The 24,871-nt window shown below is 41.1% G+C and carries 27 protein-coding genes; all 27 read left to right on the forward strand.

Annotated elements, in window-relative coordinates; genetic code table 11:
- Nucleotides 1–8: 8 nt before the first annotated feature.
- The 27 genes from ffh (at nucleotide 9) to fliI (ending at nucleotide 24,865) form a co-directional block, all read left to right on the forward strand.
- Complete coding sequence (ffh, locus tag MKY18_RS07770) at nucleotides 9–1,349, forward strand: signal recognition particle protein (RefSeq protein ID WP_106067458.1); 1,341 nt, start codon at nucleotides 9–11, stop codon at nucleotides 1,347–1,349.
- 105 nt (nucleotides 1,350–1,454) lie between these two features.
- Complete coding sequence (gene rpsP, locus MKY18_RS07775) at nucleotides 1,455–1,727, forward strand: 30S ribosomal protein S16 (RefSeq protein WP_003212139.1); 273 nt, start codon at nucleotides 1,455–1,457, stop codon at nucleotides 1,725–1,727.
- Nucleotides 1,727–1,972 carry a KH domain-containing protein gene (locus MKY18_RS07780; RefSeq protein ID WP_106049298.1) on the forward strand — a complete coding sequence of 82 codons (246 nt, stop codon included), beginning with the start codon at nucleotides 1,727–1,729 and terminating at the stop codon, nucleotides 1,970–1,972. Before rpsP ends, MKY18_RS07780 begins: the two co-directional genes overlap by 1 nt.
- A gap of 103 nt (nucleotides 1,973–2,075) precedes the next feature.
- Nucleotides 2,076–2,462, forward strand: a complete 387-nt coding sequence (locus MKY18_RS07785; RefSeq protein WP_003211186.1) for a YlqD family protein — start codon at nucleotides 2,076–2,078, stop codon at nucleotides 2,460–2,462.
- 8 nt (nucleotides 2,463–2,470) lie between these two features.
- Entirely contained in the window at nucleotides 2,471–2,995 is a 525-nt protein-coding gene (rimM, locus tag MKY18_RS07790; protein ID WP_106067459.1) for a ribosome maturation factor RimM, read from the forward strand.
- Nucleotides 2,992–3,726 carry a tRNA (guanosine(37)-N1)-methyltransferase TrmD gene (gene trmD, locus MKY18_RS07795; protein ID WP_106067460.1) on the forward strand — a complete coding sequence of 245 codons (735 nt, stop codon included), beginning with the start codon at nucleotides 2,992–2,994 and terminating at the stop codon, nucleotides 3,724–3,726. Before rimM ends, trmD begins: the two co-directional genes overlap by 4 nt.
- Nucleotides 3,727–3,863: 137 nt before the next feature.
- Nucleotides 3,864–4,211, forward strand: a complete 348-nt coding sequence (gene rplS / locus MKY18_RS07800) for a 50S ribosomal protein L19 (protein WP_003212364.1) — start codon at nucleotides 3,864–3,866, stop codon at nucleotides 4,209–4,211.
- Nucleotides 4,212–4,299: 88 nt separating this feature from the next.
- A complete protein-coding gene (ylqF, locus tag MKY18_RS07805) occupies nucleotides 4,300–5,148 on the forward strand; it encodes a ribosome biogenesis GTPase YlqF (protein ID WP_065097268.1) in 849 nt (282 codons plus the stop codon).
- 76 nt (nucleotides 5,149–5,224) lie between these two features.
- A complete protein-coding gene (locus tag MKY18_RS07810) occupies nucleotides 5,225–5,989 on the forward strand; it encodes a ribonuclease HII (protein ID WP_106067461.1) in 765 nt (254 codons plus the stop codon).
- A 27-nt stretch (nucleotides 5,990–6,016) separates the two neighbouring features.
- On the forward strand, nucleotides 6,017–7,753 hold the full coding sequence (locus MKY18_RS07815) for a glycosyltransferase (RefSeq protein ID WP_106067462.1): 1,737 nt from the start codon (nucleotides 6,017–6,019) through the stop codon (nucleotides 7,751–7,753).
- Complete coding sequence (locus MKY18_RS07820) at nucleotides 7,750–8,025, forward strand: FlhB-like flagellar biosynthesis protein (protein ID WP_065097270.1); 276 nt, start codon at nucleotides 7,750–7,752, stop codon at nucleotides 8,023–8,025. Before MKY18_RS07815 ends, MKY18_RS07820 begins: the two co-directional genes overlap by 4 nt.
- A gap of 176 nt (nucleotides 8,026–8,201) precedes the next feature.
- A complete protein-coding gene (gene sucC, locus MKY18_RS07825; RefSeq protein ID WP_012009945.1) occupies nucleotides 8,202–9,362 on the forward strand; it encodes an ADP-forming succinate--CoA ligase subunit beta in 1,161 nt (386 codons plus the stop codon).
- Between the two features lie 22 nt (nucleotides 9,363–9,384).
- Entirely contained in the window at nucleotides 9,385–10,287 is a 903-nt protein-coding gene (gene sucD, locus MKY18_RS07830) for a succinate--CoA ligase subunit alpha (RefSeq protein ID WP_003212080.1), read from the forward strand.
- Between the two features lie 63 nt (nucleotides 10,288–10,350).
- Complete coding sequence (dprA, locus tag MKY18_RS07835; protein ID WP_065097271.1) at nucleotides 10,351–11,253, forward strand: DNA-processing protein DprA; 903 nt, start codon at nucleotides 10,351–10,353, stop codon at nucleotides 11,251–11,253.
- A gap of 193 nt (nucleotides 11,254–11,446) precedes the next feature.
- Complete coding sequence (topA, locus tag MKY18_RS07840; RefSeq protein ID WP_044141928.1) at nucleotides 11,447–13,522, forward strand: type I DNA topoisomerase; 2,076 nt, start codon at nucleotides 11,447–11,449, stop codon at nucleotides 13,520–13,522.
- A 70-nt stretch (nucleotides 13,523–13,592) separates the two neighbouring features.
- Complete coding sequence (gene trmFO / locus MKY18_RS07845; RefSeq protein WP_003212444.1) at nucleotides 13,593–14,897, forward strand: FADH(2)-oxidizing methylenetetrahydrofolate--tRNA-(uracil(54)-C(5))-methyltransferase TrmFO; 1,305 nt, start codon at nucleotides 13,593–13,595, stop codon at nucleotides 14,895–14,897.
- A 62-nt stretch (nucleotides 14,898–14,959) separates the two neighbouring features.
- The gene (gene xerC, locus MKY18_RS07850) at nucleotides 14,960–15,877 is read left to right on the forward strand and encodes a tyrosine recombinase XerC (RefSeq protein ID WP_065097272.1); all 918 of its coding nucleotides are present in this window, start codon (nucleotides 14,960–14,962) and stop codon (nucleotides 15,875–15,877) included.
- A 14-nt stretch (nucleotides 15,878–15,891) separates the two neighbouring features.
- A complete protein-coding gene (gene hslV / locus MKY18_RS07855; RefSeq protein WP_003211247.1) occupies nucleotides 15,892–16,437 on the forward strand; it encodes an ATP-dependent protease subunit HslV in 546 nt (181 codons plus the stop codon).
- Nucleotides 16,438–16,453: 16 nt separating this feature from the next.
- A complete protein-coding gene (gene hslU, locus MKY18_RS07860; RefSeq protein WP_106067465.1) occupies nucleotides 16,454–17,854 on the forward strand; it encodes an HslU--HslV peptidase ATPase subunit in 1,401 nt (466 codons plus the stop codon).
- A 34-nt stretch (nucleotides 17,855–17,888) separates the two neighbouring features.
- Entirely contained in the window at nucleotides 17,889–18,668 is a 780-nt protein-coding gene (gene codY, locus MKY18_RS07865) for a GTP-sensing pleiotropic transcriptional regulator CodY (protein ID WP_003210838.1), read from the forward strand.
- Nucleotides 18,669–18,954: 286 nt separating this feature from the next.
- A complete protein-coding gene (gene flgB, locus MKY18_RS07870) occupies nucleotides 18,955–19,344 on the forward strand; it encodes a flagellar basal body rod protein FlgB (RefSeq protein WP_012009952.1) in 390 nt (129 codons plus the stop codon).
- Complete coding sequence (flgC, locus tag MKY18_RS07875; protein WP_012009953.1) at nucleotides 19,344–19,796, forward strand: flagellar basal body rod protein FlgC; 453 nt, start codon at nucleotides 19,344–19,346, stop codon at nucleotides 19,794–19,796. Before flgB ends, flgC begins: the two co-directional genes overlap by 1 nt.
- Before the next feature lie 11 nt (nucleotides 19,797–19,807).
- A complete protein-coding gene (gene fliE / locus MKY18_RS07880; RefSeq protein ID WP_065097275.1) occupies nucleotides 19,808–20,125 on the forward strand; it encodes a flagellar hook-basal body complex protein FliE in 318 nt (105 codons plus the stop codon).
- Between the two features lie 49 nt (nucleotides 20,126–20,174).
- Entirely contained in the window at nucleotides 20,175–21,767 is a 1,593-nt protein-coding gene (fliF, locus tag MKY18_RS07885; protein ID WP_044141925.1) for a flagellar basal-body MS-ring/collar protein FliF, read from the forward strand.
- 11 nt (nucleotides 21,768–21,778) lie between these two features.
- Nucleotides 21,779–22,795, forward strand: coding sequence for a flagellar motor switch protein FliG (gene fliG / locus MKY18_RS07890; protein WP_003210883.1), 1,017 nt, complete (start codon nucleotides 21,779–21,781; stop codon nucleotides 22,793–22,795).
- Nucleotides 22,788–23,552, forward strand: a complete 765-nt coding sequence (gene fliH, locus MKY18_RS07895; protein WP_003212485.1) for a flagellar assembly protein FliH — start codon at nucleotides 22,788–22,790, stop codon at nucleotides 23,550–23,552. The genes fliG and fliH overlap by 8 nt, the downstream gene beginning before the upstream one ends.
- Complete coding sequence (gene fliI / locus MKY18_RS07900) at nucleotides 23,549–24,865, forward strand: flagellar protein export ATPase FliI (protein WP_044141922.1); 1,317 nt, start codon at nucleotides 23,549–23,551, stop codon at nucleotides 24,863–24,865. The genes fliH and fliI overlap by 4 nt, the downstream gene beginning before the upstream one ends.
- Nucleotides 24,866–24,871 lie beyond the last annotated feature (6 nt).

The raw sequence follows: 24,871 nt of genomic DNA on the forward strand, positions 1-24,871 counted from the left end.
GGCACAGTATGGCATTTGAAGGATTAGCCGACCGACTGCAGCAGACGATTTCAAAAATCCGCGGCAAAGGAAAAGTGTCAGAACAAGATGTAAAAGAAATGATGCGCGAGGTACGCCTTGCCCTTCTTGAAGCTGACGTCAATTTTAAAGTAGTCAAAGACTTTGTGAAAAAAGTAAGTGAGCGGGCAGTTGGACAAGAGGTCATGAAAAGCCTTACCCCTGGACAACAGGTCATTAAAGTTGTAAAAGAAGAACTCACTGAATTAATGGGCGGGGAAGAGAGTAAAATCGCTGTAGCGAAAAAATCTCCGACCGTCATTATGATGGTTGGTCTTCAAGGTGCAGGTAAAACCACCACAACTGGGAAGCTTGCCAATTTACTTCGCAAAAAACATAATCGCCAGCCGATGATGGTGGCTGCAGATATTTACAGACCAGCAGCGATCCAGCAGCTTCAAACGCTAGGGAAACAGCTTGATATGCCTGTGTTTTCATTAGGTGATCAAGTCAGTCCTGTCGAGATTGCCAAACAGGCAATTGAAAAAGCGAAAGAAGAACACCATGATTATGTCATTTTAGATACAGCAGGACGCCTTCATATTGATGAAGAATTGATGGATGAACTTCAGAAAGTAAAAGAAGTAGCGAGTCCAGAAGAAATTTTCCTTGTTGTTGACTCTATGACAGGTCAAGATGCTGTCAATGTAGCGAAAAGCTTTAATGAACAGCTTGGTTTAACAGGTGTCGTTCTAACGAAACTAGACGGGGATACACGAGGCGGTGCAGCACTTTCCATTCGAGCTGTCACCAATACGCCGATTAAATTCGCCGCGCTAGGTGAAAAGCTTGACGCGATTGAATCATTCCACCCAGAACGGATGGCTTCAAGAATTCTTGGCATGGGAGATGTGCTTACACTGATTGAAAAAGCACAGGCAAACGTGGACCAAGATAAAGCGAAAGAGCTTGAACAAAAAATGCGGACCATGAGCTTTACACTCGATGATTTCCTCGAGCAGCTTGGCCAAGTTCGTAACATGGGTCCACTTGATGAATTGATCCAAATGATGCCGGGAGCCGGTAAAATGAAAGGGCTCAAAAACGTCCAAGTAGACGAAAAGCAGCTCAATCACATCGAAGCGATCATAAAATCAATGACGACCGAGGAAAAAGAACAGCCAGAGGTCATCAATGCAAGCCGAAGAAAACGGATTGCAAAAGGAAGCGGAACATCTGTACAGGAAGTCAATCGCCTTTTAAAGCAATTTGACGAAATGAAAAAGATGATGAAGCAAATGACCAACATGTCCAAAGGAAAGAAAAAAGGCTTTAAATTACCATTTATGTAATTGGTTATACATGATAAAACCGTTGTTAAGAAAAAACACTTTACAAACCCTTTTATCATTGTTAATATACTATCTTGTTGAAATATTTTCGGAGGTGCTAGTAAAATGGCAGTAAAAATTCGTTTAAAACGTATGGGATCAAAAAGATCTCCTTTCTATCGTATTGTAGTAGCAGATTCTCGTTCACCACGTGACGGTCGTTTCATCGAAACAGTTGGAACATACAATCCAGTGTTATCACCAGCTGAGGTGAAAATCAACGAAGAATTAGCTCTTAAATGGCTTCAAAATGGTGCGAAACCATCTGATACAGTTCGCAACCTTTTCTCAAGCCAAGGAATTCTTGAAAAATTTCATAATGCGAAAAACAGCAAATAATGAATGAGCTGTCCTTGGAAGAATTGATTGTATCCATCGTCGAGCCACTTGTTGATTTCCCTGAAGATATTCACGTATCTTCATTAAAAAAAGATGAGCAAGTGATTTACACACTGTCTGTCAATGCTGAAGATACCGGAAAGGTGATCGGAAAGCAGGGACGTACAGCAAAAGCGATACGAACAGTCATGTTTGCAGCAAGTGCAGAGTCTTCTAAGAAAGTTCAACTTGAGATTGCTGACTAAAAAGGGAGAGGGCTTAGGACCTCCCCTTTTTTTACACGTTTAAATCTATTTTTCGTTATAATGTAGAGGACAAATGCCTTCGGATAGGGGGACAAAAAGGAAGATGCAGATCATTCAACATGTCACCGTCATGCAAGTATTAACTGAAAGCAGTAAGGACAAACTGTTAACGACTTTTTTGGAGAAAAAAGAAAGACTAGAACGTGAATGCAATCAACTATATTTTCAACTGAAAAAACATGAAAAAGAACCACATCAGCAAGAAGCCATCCCTCAATTTCAAAAAGCCATCGATAAACGGCAGGAGAAAATCCAGCAAATTGACTTTCAAGTAGAGCAGCTGCATATTTTACCGCTTGGAAGTGAAATGAAAGAGACAGAAGTGGATGCGCTGGTTGAAGTGAACATAGGTGATAAATGGGATGACAAGATGCAAGACAATGTCATCGTCGTGAAAGACGGCACCATTGTGGAAATACGTCAGGGGTGATTGAGAACATGGAACAAGAATGGTTGAATGTTGGAAAGATTGTCAATACACACGGAGTGCGCGGAGAAGTACGCGTCGTGTCAAAGACAGATTTCCCAGAAGAACGTTACAAAAAAGGAAGCGTCCTCTATATTTTTAAGCAAGGTCAAGGGGAGCCGCTAAAAGTCACTGTCGCATCACACCGGCAGCACAAACAGTTTGATTTGCTCACATTTGAAGAAATTAGCTCATTAAATGAAGCAGAGCTATTGAAAGAATCAATCTTAAAAGTAGAAAAAGAACATCTCGGCTCTTTAGATGAAGGAGAGTTTTATTTCCACCAAATCATTGGCTGTGAAGTTTACGATGAAGAGGATCAGCTTGTCGGCCAAATCAAAGAGATTTTAACACCAGGGGCAAATGATGTCTGGGTGGTCGGAAGAAAAGGCAAAAAAGATGCCCTGATTCCTTATATCCCATCTGTCGTCAAAAAGATCGATATCGCATCCAAAACCATACACATTGAAGTGATGGAAGGACTCATTGACGAATGAAAATCGACATCTTAACACTTTTTCCTGAAATGTTCGAAGGTGTGCTCCACTCATCGATCTTAAAAAAGGCACAGGAGAAAGAAGCTGTCTCATTCAATGTTGTCAATTTTAGAGAGTATTCGGATCATAAGCATAAAACAGTAGATGACTATCCGTATGGCGGCGGTGCTGGTATGGTACTGAAAGCACAGCCCGTATTCGATGCGGTAGAAGATTTGACGAAGAAAGCAAGCAAGAAGCCCCGAATCATTCTTGTCTGTCCTCAAGGAGAAAGATATACACAAAAGAAGGCAGAGGAACTTGCAAAAGAAGAACACCTTATGTTCATTTGCGGCCATTATGAAGGCTACGATGAGCGCATCAGGGAGCATCTTGTCACAGATGAAATCTCAATCGGAGATTTCGTTCTCACAGGCGGAGAGCTGCCAGCGATGATGATTGCAGACAGTGTGGTCAGGCTTTTGCCTCATGTGCTTGGAAAAGAAGCGTCTCACATTGAAGATTCATTTAGTACAGGTTTGCTAGAGCATCCTCATTATACAAGGCCAGCCGATTATAAAGGACTAAAAGTGCCGGATGTGCTCCTCTCTGGAAATCATGCCAAAATTGAAGAGTGGCGGCGCAAAGAATCCTTGAAGCGAACTTATACAAGACGGCCAGATTTGATCGATTCTTGCAAAACGTTAACAGAAGAAGAAAAAAGATGGCTTTGGCAGCTTCATAATGACTAGATTGTATTGCACACTGCATAGAGGTATGGTATGATACTACTTGTGACTTGGACGGCTTGCCGATTCAAGTTTGAAAACGATGTTCCGCTGCAATGAAGAAAGAGGACATGAGCATCTGTTGGAAGGAGTTGAAAACGATGCAACATTTGATTGAAGAAATCACAAAAGAACAATTACGCACTGATCTTCCTGCGTTCCGTCCTGGTGACACTTTACGTGTACACGTTAAAGTTGTCGAGGGTACTCGTGAGCGTATCCAGATCTTTGAAGGTGTTGTAATTAAGCGTCGTGGTGGTGGAATCAGCGAAACTTTCACAGTTCGTAAGATTTCTTACGGTGTAGGCGTTGAGCGTACATTCCCTGTACACACACCAAAAATCGCTAACATCGAAGTTGTACGTCACGGTAAGGTACGTCGTGCGAAACTTTACTACCTACGTGAACTTCGCGGTAAAGCGGCTCGTATCAAAGAAATCAGACGATAATGATATCAAAGGAAAGAGCTTGTTACCTGTAACAGGCTCTTTTTTTGTACGATGTATAGAGATAATCGATAGAAGAGAAGGTGCACATATGACGATTCAATGGTTTCCAGGCCATATGGCAAAAGCAAGACGTGAAGTCACAGAAAAATTAAAGCTCATCGACATCGTATTTGAATTAACTGATGCTAGAATTCCGATGTCCTCTAGAAACCCAATGATCGAAGAAATCCTTCAGAACAAACCCAAAATCATGCTATTAAACAAAGCAGATAAAGCGGATCCTCGTGTGACAAAAGAGTGGCAGACGCACTTTGAGCAGCAAGGCGTTCGGTCACTTGCTATTAACTCTGTCGATGGACAAGGGTTAAATCAGATCATCACAACTTCAAAAGAAATCTTAAAAGAAAAATTCGACCGCATGAAAGCAAAAGGTGTTAAACCACGTGCAATCCGGGCGCTGATTATCGGGATTCCCAACGTCGGAAAATCGACCTTAATCAATCGTTTAGCGAAAAAGAACATTGCCAAAACAGGAGACCGTCCTGGTATTACCACCTCACAGCAATGGGTGAAGGTAGGGAAAGAATTGGAACTGCTCGATACACCTGGAATCCTCTGGCCGAAGTTTGAAGATGAGAAAGTAGGACTCAGGCTAGCGGTAACTGGAGCGATCAAAGATTCTATCATCAACTTACAGGATGTCGCTGTATATGGACTTCGCTTTCTAGAAGAAAACTATCCAGAGCGATTAAAAAAACGCTATGACCTAACGGAGATCCCTGAAGATACGGCTGAGCTGTTTGATGCAATAGGTACAAAGCGCGGCTGTCTCATGAGCGGTGGATTTATTAATTACGACAAAACCACCGAAATCATTATTCGGGATATTCGAACAGAAAAATTTGGTCCCCTCACTTTTGAGAAGCCTGAAAGCTAAAAGACACGCAGCTCATGCGGGTCTTTATTTTTTGCGGAAAACTGCCGATATAAAGAAGGAGGCTGACGAAAAGCTGATGTACACAGTGAAACAAATAAAAGAACTGATAGAAAAGCATTCGCAAGACGAGTCATACATTCATGAGCTTGTAAAAGATGATAAGAGAAAAAGTGTCCAAAAACTGATAGAGAAGTGGCACAAAGAGAGAGAAAAGCAGCAGCAACTTCATGTAGCATGGAATGAGATGCTGCAATTTGAAAACAATGCTAAGGCGCAGGGATACACATGTATTGCTGGAATAGATGAAGCAGGAAGAGGACCGCTGGCAGGTCCCGTTGTAGCAGCAGCTGTCATATTAAAGGAAGATACAGTCATGCTCGGTTTAAACGACTCAAAGCAATTATCTGAGAAAAAAAGATTGGCATATTATGACCTGATCCAAAAAGAAGCACTTGATATCGGTATCGGCATTGTTGATGCGGCTACGATTGATGAAATCAATATTTACGAGGCATCAAGACTGGCGATGGTGAGAGCGGTGGAGCAGTTAACTCATACACCTGATTATCTACTCATAGATGCCATGACGCTCCCACTTCCTATTCACCAGGAGAATATCATCAAAGGAGATGCAAAAAGTGCATCCATCGCAGCAGGTGCATGTATTGCAAAGGTGACAAGAGATCAGATGATGGAAGAATACGGGCGTAAGTACCCTGAGTATCAATTTGAAAAACATAAAGGGTACGGAACAAAAGAGCATTTGGCTGCCATTCAAACACATGGAGCTGCCCCAATCCATCGATTATCGTTTGCACCAGTTAAATCCGTTATATCATAAATTTTTGACCTAAGGAGGCTGCCTGTGATGACAAGAGTTGAGGACATACATACAGCACTGAATAGCCGGTTAAGTGCGGCAGAATCTATTCCATTAAACACCGAAGGAAAGGAAAATGTGCATCGGCTGATTCTCGGTAAAGTACTGAAAATGCTTGGAGATGATACAGCCCTTGTTCAAATAGGCTCAACAAAAATAAAAGCACAGCTAGCGGCTCAGCTTAAAGCAGACGCATTTTATTGGTTCCAATTTGAACAAGAGGGTGGAGACAGCCTCAATAAACTAAGGCCAGTCCAGCAATTTGATCAAGATCCTAAGACATTAAAGGATGCAGCTGCCAAACTATTAGAAGGTCTCTCTCTGAAAAATGGACTTGAAAACATTCTAACAGCCACAGCTTTTTTAAAAGAAAAATCCGTTATCAACGAAACAGAGTTAAAAACGGCAGTGAAGTGGATCGAACAGCTTCAAGGAGCTGATGTGAAAAAAGGTCTCCAGGCACTTCTATTTGCTTTAAAGAAAGACTTGCCGATCCAGGAAGGAGTGCTTCAATCAATTTTAGCTGTGAAATCATCCTCTGCTCTTCATCAGGATATGACAGCGCTGCTAGAACGCTTAACACAGCTCCCGAAGCACTCAGACGCCACACAGGCGCTTACACAAGCCGTTCGATCAGTCATAGATGTTGAGACGTCTGTCCATGCAGAAAAGCTCTTATCGGTCCTTCTAGCAGCGAGAGAAGGGGCGGCGAAGCAAGGAGGAAATCTACCTGTAACGCCTCAGTCCAATCTGTCTCAACCAAAAGAGAATAGCCAAACTCCAATCGCTCAAGAGCGTCAGACGACACAAGTTCTTCAATCTAACGTGCAGCAATCAACAAGCCCAAAAGAGCTGCAAATCCCGCTTCATCAAATTGAGCGGATACTTACAAGTTTGATAAAACAAGGTGCAGATGGGCAGCAAGAGCCTAGCTTAAAACAGCTCACGTCATTGCTACAAGGGCTTCAGCAGGCAGGATCTCAGCCGGATGCAAGAGCATCTGTGCTCCAAAAAGAATTTCCGTTCCTGTCAAAAACAGAGGCGAAAGCATTGGCTCAGGTGGTACAGCAGACGGAACCCGCATTAAGCAATAAAACCGATGTGCTCGATTTACTCATGACGATGAAAAAGGCAATCGGTGTACGTGATGAAATCGGTATGCTGAAACTACTCGAAAAAGGCAGCCAGGATGTAAAAAGTCAGGAACTTCACCAATTAAAGCTCGTCTTAAATGATGTGAGACAGTCTGATTTACCAGAGCCTGTAAAAAAAGAAGTCGATCAATTGTTTCATAGATTGAACGGGCAGTTATTTGTGCAGCAGGAGAATCAAACCATCAGCCAAATGATGGTCTCTTATCCGCTCTTTTCAAAACATAGTGTTCAAGATTTAACCTTTATTCTAAAAGGACATAAGAAAAAAGATGGCTCTATTGATATTTCTCAGTGTCGTCTTATGTTTTACTTAAACATGGAAAACCTCGAAGAAACATTAATCGACTGTACGATTCAGCAAAAGGTCATGTCAATTACAGTTGAAACCGGTCATGAACTTCAAGGAACCATTAATCCAATGATTCCAGCAGTTCGGGAGAATTTAAATGCCTTAGGATACAGCCTTACGGGAATTACAGCAAAGAAGAGACAAGAGCCAGTAGATCCGTCTCACTTTCTAGATGAACACTTTCATAAAATCAGCGAGAAAGGGCTGGACTTACGAGTATGAAGGATTCAAAACCGCTTAGAAGGGCGGTCGCTCTACATTATGATGAAGAAAAACAAAAAGCGCCAAAAGTCGTCGCAATAGGTAGCGGCTATGTGGCAGACCATATTATTGAAGAAGCAAAAAAGTCGGGAGTTCCTATCCAAGAAGACCGTAATTTAGTCGAACTCATGCGCCACTTAACACTGGATGAGGAGATCCCTGAAGCGTTATACGATACTGTAGCAGAAATATTTTCGTTTATCTATAGGTTAGATCAAAAAATGAAAAAATAAGGTAAAATAAGTGATTTGGATGAAAAATTTATATTTTTAATAAAATAAAAGTTTGAATGTTTAGAAGGATTTTACGATTTTACATAGAACCCTAGACATTCTCTTTTTTATTCTTTAAAATGAAAGCGCAGTCTATTTTATATTTTTTGTTTCTACATATGTTGGGAGGATGGGAAATGAATATCCATGAGTACCAAGGAAAAGAAATCCTAAGAAAATATGGGGTTTCAGTTCCAAATGGTAAAGTAGCATTTACACCTGATGAAGCAGTGAAAGCATCAGAAGAGCTAGAAAGCTCTGTATATGTCGTAAAAGCACAGATTCATGCAGGCGGCCGTGGCAAAGCAGGCGGGGTAAAAATTGCAAAAACAAAAGATGAAGTGAAAGGTTTTGCAGAGGAATTGCTCGGCAAAACACTTGTCACACATCAAACTGGGCCTGAGGGGCGCGAAATAAAACGCTTACTTATTGAAGAAGGCTGCGATATTCAAAAAGAGTACTACGTTGGGCTTGTTTTGGACAGAGCGACATCAAGAATTGTATTGATGGCTTCTGAAGAAGGCGGTACTGAAATTGAAGAAGTAGCAGAAAAAACGCCAGAAAAAATCGTCAAAGTGGTCATCGACCCAGCGATTGGATTGCAAGGCTATCAGGCGAGAGAAGTAGCGTTTAAAATTAATATTCCAACAAAATTAGTTGGCCAAGCTGTTAAGTTTATGACAAGTCTTTACAATGCGTTTATTGAAAAAGATTGTTCAATTGCTGAGATTAATCCACTTGTTGTAACAGGCGATGGAAAAGTCATGGCACTTGATGCAAAATTAAACTTTGATAGCAATGCCTTATATAGACAAAAAGATATATTAGAATACCGTGACCTTGATGAAGAGGATCCAAAAGAAATTGAAGCATCTAAATATGATCTAAGCTACATTTCTCTAGATGGAAATATTGGCTGTATGGTCAATGGTGCAGGTCTTGCGATGTCTACAATGGATATCATCAAGCATTACGGCGGGGACCCTGCAAACTTCCTGGATGTTGGCGGCGGTGCAACAGCTGAAAAAGTAACGGAAGCATTTAAAATCATCTTATCTGATCAAAATGTAAAAGGGATTTTCGTGAACATTTTTGGCGGCATCATGAAATGTGATGTCATTGCAGAAGGTGTCGTTGAAGCGACAAAACAAGTCGGCTTAACATTACCACTCGTTGTACGTCTTGAAGGAACAAACGTTGAATTAGGGAAGAAAATCCTGAGCGATTCAGGCTTAAATATCACTTCTGCTGAGTCTATGGCTGACGGGGCAGAAAAGATTGTATCTTTAGTCAAGTAGAGCAGAAAGGCAGGGAACCTAAATGAGTGTATTTATTAATAAAAATACGAGAGTAATTGTTCAGGGGATTACCGGTTCAACCGCATTGTTCCATACAAAACAAATGATTGAGTACGGAACAAATATTGTTGGCGGTGTCACACCTGGAAAAGGTGGAACTGAAGTAGAAGGAGTTCCTGTATTTAATACAGTATCTGAAGCTGTTCAAACAACTGGAGCAAATGCTTCTGTTATCTATGTACCAGCACCATTTGCAGCAGATGCCATTTTAGAGGCTGTTGATGCAGAAGTCGATCTAGTCATTTGTATTACAGAACATATTCCAGTACTTGACATGGTCAAAGTAAAACGGTATATGGAAGGGAAAAAGACAAGACTTGTTGGCCCTAACTGCCCAGGTGTCATTACACCTGAAGAATGTAAGATTGGGATTATGCCAGGCTACATTCATAAAAAAGGTCATGTGGGGGTTGTTTCTCGTTCCGGAACGCTTACATATGAAGCGGTACATCAGCTTTCAGAAGCTGGCGTTGGTCAATCGACAGCTGTAGGAATCGGCGGAGACCCTGTAAATGGGACGAACTTTATTGATGTATTAAAAGCCTTCAATGAAGACCCTGATACGCATGCTGTCATTATGATCGGAGAAATCGGCGGTACGGCTGAAGAAGAAGCAGCTGAATGGGTAAAAGCAAATATGACCAAACCAGTTGTTGGCTTTATTGGCGGTAAAACGGCGCCTCCAGGAAAACGCATGGGACATGCTGGTGCAATTATTTCCGGTGGTAAAGGGACAGCTGATGAAAAAGTAAAAACAATGCGTGAATGTGGAATTGAAGTGGCAGAGACTCCATCTGTCATGGGAGAAACCTTAATTAAAGTGTTAAAAGAGAAGAATCTCTTCGAAGCTTGTAAAACGCATTAATGACACAAGAAGACTTGTTCTTTGACAAGTCTTCTTCTTTCTATCTTAAACAGGAGGAATGGTATGTACAACGTGTCCGAAAGAATGATTTTTCACCGCTTAAAAGGCCTCATCTCACCCTCTTTGTTAACAAAATGGTGGAAAGTCGATCCTAAGCTATATATAAATGAAGAAACACATCATTTCAAACAGGATCGATCATTACAAACAATCGACTTTACCCGCTTAAAACAAGCCGAAGAAAAGGAATTCCCCATTTTTCAACACATCGTTCAAGCCTATTTAAAGCAAAACATTCACATGATTCCCATCACATCACCCTTATATCCCAGCACACTAAAACATATTTATGATCCTCCCCCTGTGTTATTCCTAAAAGGAAACGTGTCATATTTAAATGAAGAAAAAAGTTTAGGTGTAGTAGGCACGCGTGTTCCATCGTCTTATGGAGAAGCATGTGTGAAGAAAATTGTTGGTGAACTTGTTAAGGAAGATTGGATGATTGTCAGTGGCTTAGCAAAAGGCATTGATGGACTTGCACATAAAGAGTGCATTAGGAATAAAGGGAAAACGATCGGTATTATAGCAGGCGGATTTCAGCATTTATACCCAAAGGAACATGTGCAAATGGCTGAATACATGGGCGAGCATCATTTGCTTTTATCCGAGCATCCGCCTTATGTCAAACCAGAAAAGTGGCATTTCCCTTTGAGGAATCGTTTAATTAGTGCGCTGACAAGTGGGACCATCGTGATTCAGTGCAAAGAAAAGAGCGGTTCACTCATTACCGCGTATCAAGCACTTGAGCAAGGCAAAGAGGTATTTGCGGTTGCAGGATCAATCTTTGATCCTAATTCCACAGGTCCAGCCAGACTTATACAGCAGGGAGCAAAGCTTGTTCATTCAACGAAGGATATTTTAGAGGAATTCTCCTTCCGCAGCGTTCAATATACTGAACTCTTATAAAAATATCGTTTGACAAAAGACATAGGAATATTTAATAATAGTGAGGATTTAAGTTTACACTTTGTTTTTCGTGTTTATAATGATGTTCATCATAAAGAATTTTTCATGATTGCCTGTTAAATAGGTGCAATTAACATAAATATGAATTGTGAAATGTATAAAGAGAGAACACCTCTTAAGGGGGATTTTGAGTATGGCTGATTATTTAGTCATCGTTGAGTCGCCAGCCAAGGCGAAAACGATTGAGCGTTATTTAGGTAAAAAGTATAAAGTAAAGGCTTCAATGGGGCACATAAGAGATTTACCGAAAAGTCAGCTTGGTGTTGACACTGAGCATGACTTCGAACCGAGGTATATTACGATTCGCGGGAAAGGCCCCGTATTAAAAGAATTAAAAACAGCTGCGAAAAAAGCAAAGAAAGTCTATCTCGCAGCTGACCCTGATAGAGAGGGAGAAGCGATTGCTTGGCATTTAGCGCATAGCCTTGACCTTGACCTCTCTTCTGACTGCCGCGTTGTCTTTAACGAGATTACAAAAGATGCTATTAAAGATTCCTTTAAGCATCCACGTATGATCAATATGGATTTAGTTGATGCACAGCAGGCAAGACGGATCTTAGATCGTCTCGTTGGGTATAAAATCAGTCCGATTTTATGGAAGAAAGTGAAAAAAGGCTTAAGTGCCGGTCGTGTTCAATCAGTTGCACTCCGCCTGATCATTGATCGCGAGAATGAAATTAATGAATTTAAACCAGAAGAATACTGGACAATTGACGGTACATTCCTAAAAGGAAAAGAAAGCTTCGAAGCGAGCTTCTTTGGCGTCAATGGCAAAAAGCATCCACTGAAAACAAAAGAAGATGTAAAAGAAATCCTTTCGAAACTAAAAGGGAGCAAATTCTCTGTAGAGAAAGTGACGAAAAAAGAGCGTAAACGCAACCCAGCTGTTCCGTTTACAACATCTACTTTACAGCAGGAGGCTGCGAGAAAATTAAACTTCCGTGCGAAAAAGACGATGATGATTGCACAGCAATTATATGAAGGAATTGATCTTGGTAAAGAAGGTACAGTCGGACTCATTACATACATGAGAACAGACTCAACACGTATTTCCAATACGGCGATTGAAGAAGTATCTGCTTTCATTGATCAGACGTATGGTAAGAATTTCTTAAATACAACAAAACGAACTGCTAAAAAGAATGAAAATGCACAAGATGCTCACGAAGCCATCAGGCCGACTTCTACGCTAAGAAAACCAGCAGATGTCAAACATGTCTTAAGCCGAGATCAGCTTCGTCTGTATAAATTGATTTGGGAACGATTCGTCGCAAGCCAAATGGCTTCGGCTGTTCTTGATACAATGAGTGTGGACCTTGATAATAACGGGCTTACATTCCGTGCTAACGGAAGCAAAGTGAAATTCCCTGGATTCATGAAAGTATATGTAGAAGGGAAAGACGACCAGCTAGAAGAAAAGGACAAAATGCTGCCTGATCTTAAAGAAGGTGATACGGTTCTTTCAAAAGATATCGAACCTGAACAGCACTTCACGCAGCCGCCTCCGCGCTACACTGAGGCAAGACTTGTCAAAACGCTTGAAGAGCTAGGTATAGGCCGTCCGTCTACGTATGCACCAACATTAGATACGATTCAAAAGCGCGGCTATGTCGCACTTGATAATAAACGGTTTATCCCAACAGAGCTTGGGGGAATTGTTCTCAACTTAATCATTGAATTCTTCCCTGAGATCATTAACGTGGAATTCACAGCGAAAATGGAAAAAGAACTTGATAGCGTTGAAGAAGGTACGATCGAATGGGTTCGCATTATCGACAGCTTCTATCAAGACTTTGCAAAACGGGTCGAAAAAGCGGAAGCAGAAATGCAAGAAGTTGAGATTGAGCCTGAATACGCCGGAGTTGACTGTGAAGAGTGTGGACATCCGATGGTGTACAAAATGGGTCGATACGGTAAGTTCATGGCTTGCTCTAACTTTCCTGACTGCCGTAACACAAAACCAATTGTCAAAGATATTGGTGTGAAATGCCCGACATGTCATGAAGGAAACATTGTTGAACGAAAATCTAAGAAGCGCCGCATTTTTTATGGCTGTGATCGTTTTCCAGAGTGTGAATTCGTCTCTTGGGACAAACCGATTGAAAGAAAGTGTCCAAAATGCGAAAATATGCTTGTAGAGAAAAAGCTGAAAAAAGGCATGCAAGTTCAATGTGTGAACTGTGATTATAAAGAGGAACAACAAAAATAGCGGTGAGCAACCTTGTTCACCTGCTTTTTTATGTCATCAAACAGAACTTACGAAATAGGAGAGTTGTACAATGAGTCAATTTGTAAATGTGATCGGAGCAGGTTTAGCTGGAAGTGAAGCGGCATGGCAAATTGCTAAACGCGGAATTAAAGTCAACTTGTATGAAATGAGACCTGTCAAACAAACGCCAGCTCACCACACAGATAAATTTGCAGAGCTTGTATGCAGCAATTCACTGCGTGCCAACGCTTTGACAAATGCGGTCGGTGTATTAAAGGAAGAAATGCGTCATTTAGATTCAGCGATTATCGCAGCTGCAGATGAAAGCTCAGTTCCTGCTGGCGGAGCGCTTGCAGTAGATCGTCATGAATTTGCAGCAAACGTTACTGATCGCGTAAAAAATCATCCGAATGTGACAGTTTTTCAAGAAGAAGTGCAAAGCATTCCAGAAGGTCCAACAATTATTGCGACAGGCCCGCTTACATCTGAAGCACTTTCAAAAGAATTAAAATCGTTAACTGGTGAAGAATATCTGTACTTCTACGATGCAGCGGCACCTATCCTAGAGAAAGATAGCATTGATATGGATAAGGTGTACTTGAAATCACGTTATGACAAAGGAGAAGCTGCTTATTTAAACTGTCCAATGACAGAAGAAGAATTCGATCGTTTTTACGACGCGCTTATTTCTGCTGAAACTGTGCCATTAAAAGAGTTCGAAAAAGAAATCTTCTTTGAGGGCTGTATGCCAATTGAAGTCATGGCGAAAAGAGGAAAGAAAACGATGTTGTTTGGTCCGATGAAGCCAGTAGGACTTGAAGATCCGAAAACAGGAAAAAGACCTTATGCTGTTGTTCAATTAAGACAAGATGATGCAGCAGGTACTTTATATAACATCGTCGGCTTCCAGACACATCTGAAGTGGGGCGACCAAAAGGAAGTATTCCGCTTGATTCCAGGTCTTGAAGAAGCAGAGATTGTTCGTTATGGCGTGATGCACCGCAATACATTCATTAACTCACCAAGTCTTTTAAAACCAACGTATCAGTTTAAAAATAGAGAAGATCTATTCTTTGCCGGACAAATGACAGGCGTTGAAGGCTATGTCGAGTCTGCAGCTTCCGGACTAGTGGCTGGAATTAATGCCGCTCGTTTTGTCAAAGGAGAAGAGCTTGTGACACTTCCGGAGGAAACAGCGATCGGCAGCATGGCTTATTACATCACATCGACAAACAAGAAAAGCTTCCAGCCAATGAATGCGAATTTTGGTTTGTTGAAAGATCTTGGTGTTCGCATTAAAAACAAACAAGAGCGTTATGCGGAGTACGCTAAGCGCGCAATCGAAACTATTCAAACTATTTCGAAATCTCTGTAGTAAATCATTGCACGGAAAGCAAGATATGTGATACCATTTAAAAGCCTTAAAGAGGTGTAAAAATGATGAATAAACAGCGTCTTGTCCACTTATTCATTGAATATCTGCAAATTGAAAAAAACTATTCTGCTTTAACCATCTCAGGATATACAGAAGCGATTGAAGAGTTTGTCAGATTTATGAACGTTCAAGGAATAGACGGTTTTGAAGAGGTATCCTATCAAGATACGAGAATTTATTTAACAGAAGCTTATGAAAAAGGCCTGACAAGAAGAACGATTAGTAAGAAAGTCTCTGCGCTTCGCAGCTTTTATAAATTTCTATTAAGAGAACAGCTTGTGAAAGAAAATCCTTTTTTACTCGTTAGCTTACCAAAGCAGGATAAGCGAATTCCTTCATTTTTGTATGAAGAGGAACTGAAAGAGCTTTTTACAGTTTCTGATGTCAGCACACCGCTTGGGCAAAGAAACCAAGCCATTTTAGAACTTCTTTATGCAACAGGTATGAGGGTCAGTGAGTTATGTTCATTAAAAGAATCTGATCTTGATTTATCGATGGATACAGTGCTTGTTCATGGGAAAGGCAACAAGCAGCGGTATGTTCCTTTTGGTTCATATGCTCATGAAGCGCTCATCACTTATTTAGAGGATGGAAGGCTAAAGCTGAAAGCGAAGGGGAATGATCGTGCTGATGCATATGTATTTTTGAATCAGCGCGGGGCGCCTCTTACAGACAGAGGCGTTCGATTCATTCTCACTGAACTAATGAAAAAGGCGTCAGGCACATTACATATCCATCCTCACATGTTAAGGCACACCTTTGCCACACACCTCTTAAATGAGGGGGCAGATTTGAGAAGTGTTCAAGAACTTCTTGGTCATTCGAATTTATCATCAACTCAGGTGTACACGCATGTATCAAAAGATTCTTTAAGGAAAACGTACATGTCTCATCACCCAAGGGCTTTTAAACGATCCTAAAAGGAGGTTTTTTCATGTCATCATTTCATGCAACAACCATCTTTGCCGTTCAACATAAAGGAAAAAGTGCGATGGCTGGAGACGGTCAAGTCACTTTCGGGCAGGCTGTCGTGATGAAACACACGGCAAAAAAAGTGCGCCGTCTTTTCGGAGGCAAGGTGCTTGCAGGTTTTGCAGGTTCAGTAGCAGATGCATTTACACTCTTTGAAAAGTTTGAAACGAAGCTTGAAGAATATGGTGGTAACTTAAAGCGAGCAGCCGTAGAACTAGCAAAAGAATGGCGTAGTGACAAGATGCTCAGGCAGCTTGAGGCTATGCTGATCGTTATGAACAAAGACAGCATCCTGCTTGTCTCTGGGACAGGAGAGGTCATCGAACCAGATGACGGTATTTTGGCCATCGGCTCAGGCGGCAATTATGCGCTTAGCGCCGGGAGAGCACTCAAAACACATGCAGGTGATCATCTCACAGCAAGAGATATTGCAAAGGCAGCTCTTGAAACCGCTGGAGAAATCTGTGTCTACACGAACGATCAAATCACTTTAGAAGAGCTTGAATAGAAAGGACATGAGACGTATGGAGAAAAAGCCGTTCACCCCAAGAGAGATAGTTGAAAAGCTTGATCAATACATTATTGGTCAGCTTGATGCGAAAAAAGCAGTGGCGGTGGCTTTAAGAAACCGTTACAGAAGAAGCCTTTTACATGATAAGCTAAAGGATGAAGTCGTTCCGAAAAACATTTTAATGATCGGCCCAACAGGCGTGGGGAAAACAGAGATTGCCCGCAGAATTGCAAAAATTTCTGGTGCGCCTTTTATTAAAGTGGAAGCGACGAAGTTTACTGAAGTTGGTTACGTTGGCCGTGATGTAGAATCGATGGTCAGAGATCTAGTTGAGACAGCGATCAGAATTGTCAAAGAAGAAAAGATGAAAAACGTTCAAGAAGAAGCAGAAAAACAAGCAAATAAACGTCTTGTTCATTTGCTTGTTCCTGGCAAGAAAAAAAGCCAGTCAGTGAAAAATCCTTTTGAGATGCTGTTTGGTGGTTCTGATGAAGATGACCGTGATCGAGATCAATCAAGTGAAGAAGTTGAACTTGAATCGACAAGAAAGCGAATCGCTCATCAGTTGGCTATGGGCGAACTTGAAGATCATTACGTCACGATCGAAGTAGAAGAGCAGCAGCCATCCATGTTTGATATGCTTCAGGGCTCGGGTATGGAGCAAATGGGCATGAACATGCAGGATGCGCTCGGCAATCTCATGCCTAAAAAGAAAAAACGCAGAAAGCTGACCGTCAGAGAAGCAAGAAAGGCGTTAACAGCTGAGGAAGCTTCAAAACTGATTGACATGGATGAAGTCAGTCAAGAAGCTGTCTATAAAGCAGAGCAGCAAGGGATTATTTTTATCGACGAAATCGACAAAATTGCCAAAAGCGGTGGTGCATCATCTGCAGATGTTTCTCGTGAAGGGGTTCAACGTGATATTTTACCGATTGTAGAAGGTTCAACTGTGATGACGAAATATGGGGCAGTGAAAACAGACCATGTGCTTTTTGTAGCAGCAGGTGCATTTCATATGGCAAAACCATCAGATTTGATTCCAGAGCTTCAAGGGCGCTTCCCAATTCGTGTAGAATTAGATAAATTAAGTATCGAAGACTTTGTGAAAATCTTAACGGAACCAGATAACGCATTATTAAAGCAATATAAAGCTTTACTTGAAACAGAAGGTATATCTCTTGAATTTTCTGACGATGCTATTCATAAGATTGCCGAAGTGGCTTATCATGTCAATCAGGAGACAGATAACATCGGTGCAAGAAGGCTTCATACTATACTTGAAAAGCTGCTTGAAGAGCTTTCATTTGAGGCGCCTGATATTACACTAGGGACAGTGACCATTACCCCTCAGTATGTAGAAGAGAAGCTAGGAAAGATTGCAAATAACAAAGACTTAAGTCAATTTATACTTTAACAAATGAATAAAGTAATCTAGGAGGATCATTAATATGGCGTTACTACAAAAAACAAGGATTATTAACTCAATGCTGCAAGATGCAGCGGGGAAACCGGTTAATTTTAAGGAAATGGCAGAAACTTTGAGAGATGTCATTGATTCAAACATTTTCGTATTAAGCAGAAGAGGGAAGCTTCTAGGCTACTCGATCAACCAGCAGATTGAAAATCCGCGTATGAAGAAAATGCTTGAAGACCGTCAGTTCCCTGAAGAATATACAAAGAGTCTATTTAACATCCCTGAAACATCTTCAAATCTTGACATTAACAGTGAGTATACAGCTTTCCCGATTGAGAACCGTGATTTATTTGAATCAGGTTTGACAACCATTGTTCCAATTATCGGAGGAGGAGATCGTTTAGGAACGTTAATCCTGTCTCGTTTGCAAGATACATTCAAAGATGATGATTTAATTCTTGCTGAATACGGTGCAACAGTTGTTGGAATGGAGATCCTTCGTGAGAAATCAGAGGAAATCGAAGAAGAAGCAAGAAGTAAAGCTGTTGTCCAAATGGCGATTAGTTCTCTTTCATATAGTGAGCTTGAAGCCATTGAGCACATCTTTGAAGAACTTGATGGCAACGAAGGGCTTCTAGTGGCAAGTAAAATTGCTGACCGTGTAGGAATCACTCGTTCAGTGATCGTGAACGCCTTACGTAAGTTAGAAAGTGCAGGCGTCATCGAATCTCGTTCTCTTGGAATGAAGGGAACGTATATCAAAGTGTTAAACAACAAATTTTTAATTGAACTTGAAAATTTAAAATCTCATTAATCAAAACCCCTTTTCAGCAGAAATACAAGCTGAAAAGGGGTTTTTTTTATAAAAAAAGAGGATTTGTCCGAAAAATGACACTCTTTTTTCCAAGAAAACCCTTACAATTCTTAGTTCTTTGAATCTAGGTCTTTATACCTATTCGTAAAATAGATATATATTACGAGTTTTTTTTACATATACATCATAGACTTTAATCCTATTATTTCTTACAATGAACATATGGTTTTACAAATCTCGACATGATTAAATGGAATGAAATACATATGATTGGAGGTATATGGTTTTGGATATATTTTCTGGAACGATAAGCAACCTTGAGAATGCCTTGGGCAGAGCGAATGTTAAGCAAAAAGTCATAAGCAATAATATCGCGAATATAGACACACCGAACTACAAGTCGAAAAACGTCGCATTTCATGATATGCTAAACGATGCGTCGATCAAGTTAGATGCTAAAAAAACATACCAAGGTCACATTGATTTTTCTAAAACAGGGTCTAATTATTCAGTTGTTTCGAGCAACCGTACTTCATATCAAGAAAACGGAAATAATGTCGATATTGATCAAGAGATGAGTGAACTCGCTAAAAACCAAATTCAGTATAATGCGTTGGTTGAAAGAATGAGTGGAAAATTCAATTCTCTTAAAACAGTTTTGACAGGAGGTAAGTGATGTCAATTTTTTCAGGCGTTAACGCTTCGGCCTCTGCATTAACAGCACAGAGGCTCAGAATGGACGTTGTATCCTCTAACCTTGCAAACATGGATACAACAAGAGCGAAACAGGTTGATGGCAACTGGGAGCCTTATAGACGTAAGCTCGTCACATTACAGCCGTCAGGTGAATCGTTTTCATCTATATTAAACTCAAGCATGAATTCGAGCGGTAAATTAGGAAACGGCGTGAAAGCAACGAAGATTACAGAAGACGAAACTCCATTCAACCTTCAATATGATCCTACAAATCCCGATGCCAATGAAAATGGATATGTTCAAACACCTAATGTTGATCCATTAAAGGAAATGGTTGACCTCATCAGCAGCTCAAGGTCATATGAAGCAAACGTGACCGCGCTAAATGCGAATAAAAGCATGTTGATGAAAGCTTTAGAAATAGGAAAGTAAGGTGAAAAGAATTGGTTAACGCAATATCTCCTTTCCAGCTTCAAGCTGCTCAGCAAGCAAGTGAATTGACAAATGCATCGTCCGTTCATGCGGCTGCACCTAAAAGTCAAACGAATTTCTCTGATGTGCTGAAGAATTCCATTGAGGCATTAAATCAATCACAGCTGAAATCAGACCAGTATACAAATGCACTTGCACAAGGAAAAAATGTCAATCTCGATGAAGTCATGATTGCCTCGCAAAAAGCGAGTGTGACACTCACAGCTGCAACGGAGTTTCGAAATAAAGCAGTCGAAGCATACCAAGAGATTATGAGAATGCAGATGTAGGAGGTGCTGACGGACAAAAAAAGACTGAATGGAATGACCGGGGGTTAAGATGAATCGTACTTTAATGCAATTAAGAACAAAGACAGTTGAGTTTTGGCGAAATCGATCAAAATTACAAAAAATACTTATGATTGGCGGCGTTGCTGCCCTAGCAATCATTATTACGGTTGTTAGCATCTTTGCTTCTTCTGAAAAAATGGTTCCATTGTTTAGAGATTTGTCTGAGGCAGAAGCTGGGCAAATCAAACAGGAACTGGATGGCAAAAACGTTAAATCGGAACTTGCGAATAATGGAACAACGATTCTCGTTCCAGAAAAGCAGGCCGACACTTTAAAAGTAACGCTCGCATCTGAGGGTCTCCCTAAGACAGGGAATATTGATTACTCCTTCTTTGCGAACAATTCCGGCTTCGGTTTAACAGATAATGAATTTGATGTTCTGAAAGTAGACGCAACTCAGACAGAACTATCCAATCTAATCAATACGATTGATGGGATTAAAGATTCAAAAGTTATGATTAACCTGCCAAAAGATTCCGTTTTTGTTGGAGAAGAGCAAAGTAATGCATCAGCATCCATTGTGCTGCAAGTTGAACGTGGCTACACGCTCTCGCCGCAGCAAGTAAAAGGCCTTTATCATCTTATTTCAAAAAGTGTGCCGAATTTAAAGACAGAAAACATTGTCATTATGGACCAAGATTCCAACTACTACGACTTAAACAGCAGTTCCGATTCCTATGCAAGTGGAATGGATGCACAGCAGCAGAAAAAAGAAGAAATTGAAAAGAACCTTCAAAGAAAAATTCAACAGCTGCTCGGAACAATGATGGGTCAAGAAAAAGTGGCTGTATCGGTCACAACAGACATTGATTTTACTGAAGAGAAAAGAAAAGAAGATCTTGTAGAACCAGTTGATAAAGAAAACATGCAAGGCATCGCTGTCAGTGCTGAAAAGATTGCTGAAACTTATTCAGGAAATGGTGCAGCAGCTGGTGGAACCGCTGGAACAGGCGACGATGATGTCACAAACTATCAAGGCGCCGATGGAGCGAATGGTAGCGGAGATTACGAAAAGAGCGAAGATCGTATCAACTATGAAGTCAACCGCATTCATAAAGATATCAAAGAGAGCCCTTATAAAATTAGAGATGTTGGCATTCAAGCATTGGTCGAACCACCAACTGCAAACGATGTGAACTCTTTAACAGCTGAAAGGCAAGATGATATTAAAAAGATTCTTTCAACGATCATTAGCACGTCAATTGATAAAGAATACACAAATGGTCAAGTGCTCACTCAAGCGGACTTAGATAACAAAATTGTTTTATCTGTATCAAAATTAGACGGTAAACAGCAAACTGCAGCAGAAAACCCATCAAACAATATTCCAATTTGGGTTTATATTGTAGGCGGTGTGCTACTACTTGCAATTATCGCTCTTATTATTCTTCTTGTGCGTAAACGCAGAAAAGAAGAGGAAGAAGAGTTTGAGTTTGATGAACATACACCAATCCATGTTCCTGATATCGACACTGAACCAGAAACAGAAGAAATGGTGAGGAAAAATCAGCTTGAAAAAATGGCAAAAGATAAACCAGAAGACTTTGCTAAATTGCTACGCAGCTGGCTGTCCGAGGATTAGGAGGAATACACATGTCGAGAAAAGATTCAAATCGACTAACAGGCAGACAAAAAGCAGCAATCCTAATGATTTCCTTAGGGCTAGAGGTGTCAGCATCTGTATACAAACATCTGTCTGAAGACGAAATAGAAAAATTAACACTGGAAATTTCCAATGTACGAAGTGTAGATACTGCTAAAAAAGATGAAATCATTGAAGAATTTCACAGCATCGCCATCGCGCAGGACTACATATCACAAGGCGGTCTTATGTACGCAAGACAAGTGCTTGAAAAAGCGCTTGGTGAGGACAAAGCGGATAGTATCTTAAACCGATTAACATCCTCACTTCAAGTGAAACCGTTTGATTTTGCTCGAAAGGCTGACCCAGAACAAATCTTAAACTTTATCCAGCATGAGCATCCACAAACCATTGCGCTCATCCTTTCCTACTTAGATCCAGTTCAAGCAGGGCAGATTTTATCTGAATTAGGTGAGGAAGTACAAACAGAGGTTGCGAGACGTATTGCTTTAATGGATCGCACATCTCCAGAGATCATCAATGAAGTGGAACGCATTCTTGAACAAAAACTTTCTTCAACCTTTACGCAAGACTATACGCAAACGGGCGGAGTCGAAGCGGTTGTAGAAGTACTAAATGGTGTAGACCGTGCGACTGAGAAGACAATTTTAGACACTCTTGAAATTCAAGATCCTGAGCTTGCTGATGAAATTAAGAAACGTATGTTTGTCTTTGAAGATATTGTCACTCTTGACAGTAGAGCGATTCAGCGCGTGATCAGAGATGTTGAAAATGATGACTTGTTGCTCGCACTCAAAGTGGCAAGCGAAGAGGTCAAAGAAATTGTCTTCCGCAACATGTCACAGAGAATGGTCGAGACGTTCAAAGAAGAAATGGAGTTTATGGGACCTGTCCGGCTTAGAGATGTCGAGGAAGCACAAACCCGTATTGTCAGCATCGTAAGACGACTCGAGGAAGCTGGAGAAATCGTCATAGCTCGAGGCGGAGGAGACGATATCATTGTCTAGGATTATCAAACATGAAACATCTGTTATTCCTGAGCAAGGCCGGCAAACAATTCCTTTGCAGCAAGTGGAGTTCAAAAAAGAACATCATGAAGAAGAGCTTGTCAATGAAACAGAAGTGTCGCAGCTTGTACTAAGTGATGCTGAAGATCAAGCAAGCCGTATAGTAGAACAAGCAAATAGTGAGCTTGAAAAAACAATGGCTGAAATCAATCAGCGCCGCGCTGATTTTGAAGAAGAAAGAATGCAGCTCATTGAAGAAGCGAAACAAGCAGGTTACCAAGATGGCTTCCAAAAGGGTGAAGCAGATGCGATGAGTCAGTACCGATCAATTCTTGATCAAGCAAATGACATTGTCAGTCTTGCCAAGCAGGATTACGAAGAAAAAATTGAAAGCTCCGCAGAAAAAATTGTGGAACTGGCTTTTGAACTCGCCAAACGTGTTTGGTACTCGGCTGAGGACACGAAAGATCAATTTTTGGCTCTCGTGAAGCAGGTCATTTCTGAAGTGAAAGAATATGACGATATTTCCATCTATGTTGACCCTGAACATTACGATCATGTGATGGAGTATAAAGACGAATTAATCAGAATCCTTCAAAAGGATACACACCTTGCCATTTACTCGGATGAAAAAGCGCCAAAAGGGACTTGTTACGTAGAAACAAGCTTTGGAAAAGTGGAAGCGAGTGTTGATACACAAATGAATCAGTTGAAAGAAAAGCTACTAGAAGTCATTGATTCAGGTGATCACAAATGAACATCGATGTGTTAAAAGAAACGATTGAAACCGCAGATCCTTATAAACGATTTGGTAAAGTCAATCGAGTTGTTGGACTGATGATTGAATCTAAGGGGCCGGAAAGTTCTATCGGAGACGTGTGTCTCATTCATAAAAAGGGGCGTAAGCACGATCCAATAAAAGCAGAGGTCGTAGGGTTTAGAGATGAAAATATTCTGCTCATGCCTTATGTAGAAGCATCCAATATTTCACCAGGAAGTCTAGTTGAAGCGACAGGTGAGTCGCTGAAGGTCAAAGTTGGGACTGGGTTAATTGGCGAAGTTGTTGATGCCTTCGGTGAACCGCTGGACGGCAGTATGCTGCCAAAGGGACTTGCACCTGTTTCGACAGATCAGTCACCTCCAAACCCGATGGACAGGCCGCCTATTCGTGAAAAAATGGGCGTTGGTGTCAGAGTGATCGACAGTCTGCTTACAGTCGGCACTGGTCAGAGGATCGGTATTTTTGCCGGAAGTGGTGTTGGAAAAAGTACCTTAATGGGGATGATTGCAAAGCAGACAGAAGCAGACCTCAATGTCATTGCCCTTGTTGGAGAGCGTGGCCGTGAAGTTCGTGAGTTTATTGAAAAGGACTTAGGTGCAGAAGGACTAAAGCGATCGATTGTTGTCGTCGCAACTTCTGATCAGCCTGCACTGACGAGAATGAAGGCTGCTTATACAGCAACAGCTATTGCGGAATATTTTAGAGACAGAGGAAAAAATGTCATGTTCATGATGGACTCTGTTACACGGGTCGCTATGGCGCAAAGGGAAATAGGTCTTGCAACTGGCGAACCGCCAACGACTAAAGGTTATACACCTTCAGTGTTCGCTATACTGCCAAAATTACTTGAACGAACTGGAACGAATCAGCTTGGTTCCATCACAGCGTTTTACACAGTGCTTGTTGATGGTGACGATATGAATGAGCCAATCGCTGATACAGTCAGGGGGATATTAGATGGCCACATTGTACTTGATCGTGCTTTAGCCAACAAAGGACAATTTCCTGCTGTCAATATTCTGAAAAGTATCAGCCGTGTTATGAGCAATATCGCAAGTCATGATCACAAGGAGGCGGCTAACCGGTTCCGCCAGCTTTTATCCACTTATCAAAACGCTGAAGACCTCATTAACATTGGAGCATATAAAAAAGGCTCCTCGAAAGACATTGATGATGCCATGCAGGCTTATCCTCATCTGATTTCATTTTTGAAGCAGGATGTAGAAGAGGCTGTATCTATTGAAGACAGTGTGAATGTATTGCTCGGTTTGATGAATAGAGAGGATTGACGAAAA

It is taken from the genome of Bacillus sp. FSL R7-0672 (genome assembly GCF_038601465.1).
Classification (GTDB): domain Bacteria; phylum Bacillota; class Bacilli; order Bacillales; family Bacillaceae; genus Bacillus; species Bacillus pumilus.

Excerpts from the sequence above, each read along its gene's own strand:
- ffh (WP_106067458.1), top strand. The coding sequence starts at position 9 with ATGGCATTTGAAGGATTAGCCGACCGACTGCAGCAGACGATTTCAAAA.
- rpsP (WP_003212139.1), top strand. The coding sequence starts at position 1,455 with ATGGCAGTAAAAATTCGTTTAAAACGTATGGGATCAAAAAGATCTCCT.
- MKY18_RS07780 (WP_106049298.1), top strand. The coding sequence starts at position 1,727 with ATGAATGAGCTGTCCTTGGAAGAATTGATTGTATCCATCGTCGAGCCA.
- MKY18_RS07785 (WP_003211186.1), top strand. The coding sequence starts at position 2,076 with ATGCAGATCATTCAACATGTCACCGTCATGCAAGTATTAACTGAAAGC.
- rimM (WP_106067459.1), top strand. The coding sequence starts at position 2,471 with ATGGAACAAGAATGGTTGAATGTTGGAAAGATTGTCAATACACACGGA.
- trmD (WP_106067460.1), top strand. The coding sequence starts at position 2,992 with ATGAAAATCGACATCTTAACACTTTTTCCTGAAATGTTCGAAGGTGTG.
- rplS (WP_003212364.1), top strand. The coding sequence starts at position 3,864 with ATGCAACATTTGATTGAAGAAATCACAAAAGAACAATTACGCACTGAT.
- ylqF (WP_065097268.1), top strand. The coding sequence starts at position 4,300 with ATGACGATTCAATGGTTTCCAGGCCATATGGCAAAAGCAAGACGTGAA.
- MKY18_RS07810 (WP_106067461.1), top strand. The coding sequence starts at position 5,225 with ATGTACACAGTGAAACAAATAAAAGAACTGATAGAAAAGCATTCGCAA.
- MKY18_RS07815 (WP_106067462.1), top strand. The coding sequence starts at position 6,017 with ATGACAAGAGTTGAGGACATACATACAGCACTGAATAGCCGGTTAAGT.
- MKY18_RS07820 (WP_065097270.1), top strand. The coding sequence starts at position 7,750 with ATGAAGGATTCAAAACCGCTTAGAAGGGCGGTCGCTCTACATTATGAT.
- sucC (WP_012009945.1), top strand. The coding sequence starts at position 8,202 with ATGAATATCCATGAGTACCAAGGAAAAGAAATCCTAAGAAAATATGGG.
- sucD (WP_003212080.1), top strand. The coding sequence starts at position 9,385 with ATGAGTGTATTTATTAATAAAAATACGAGAGTAATTGTTCAGGGGATT.
- dprA (WP_065097271.1), top strand. The coding sequence starts at position 10,351 with ATGTACAACGTGTCCGAAAGAATGATTTTTCACCGCTTAAAAGGCCTC.
- topA (WP_044141928.1), top strand. The coding sequence starts at position 11,447 with ATGGCTGATTATTTAGTCATCGTTGAGTCGCCAGCCAAGGCGAAAACG.
- trmFO (WP_003212444.1), top strand. The coding sequence starts at position 13,593 with ATGAGTCAATTTGTAAATGTGATCGGAGCAGGTTTAGCTGGAAGTGAA.
- xerC (WP_065097272.1), top strand. The coding sequence starts at position 14,960 with ATGATGAATAAACAGCGTCTTGTCCACTTATTCATTGAATATCTGCAA.
- hslV (WP_003211247.1), top strand. The coding sequence starts at position 15,892 with ATGTCATCATTTCATGCAACAACCATCTTTGCCGTTCAACATAAAGGA.
- hslU (WP_106067465.1), top strand. The coding sequence starts at position 16,454 with ATGGAGAAAAAGCCGTTCACCCCAAGAGAGATAGTTGAAAAGCTTGAT.
- codY (WP_003210838.1), top strand. The coding sequence starts at position 17,889 with ATGGCGTTACTACAAAAAACAAGGATTATTAACTCAATGCTGCAAGAT.
- flgC (WP_012009953.1), top strand. The coding sequence starts at position 19,344 with ATGTCAATTTTTTCAGGCGTTAACGCTTCGGCCTCTGCATTAACAGCA.
- fliF (WP_044141925.1), top strand. The coding sequence starts at position 20,175 with ATGAATCGTACTTTAATGCAATTAAGAACAAAGACAGTTGAGTTTTGG.
- fliG (WP_003210883.1), top strand. The coding sequence starts at position 21,779 with ATGTCGAGAAAAGATTCAAATCGACTAACAGGCAGACAAAAAGCAGCA.
- fliI (WP_044141922.1), top strand. The coding sequence starts at position 23,549 with ATGAACATCGATGTGTTAAAAGAAACGATTGAAACCGCAGATCCTTAT.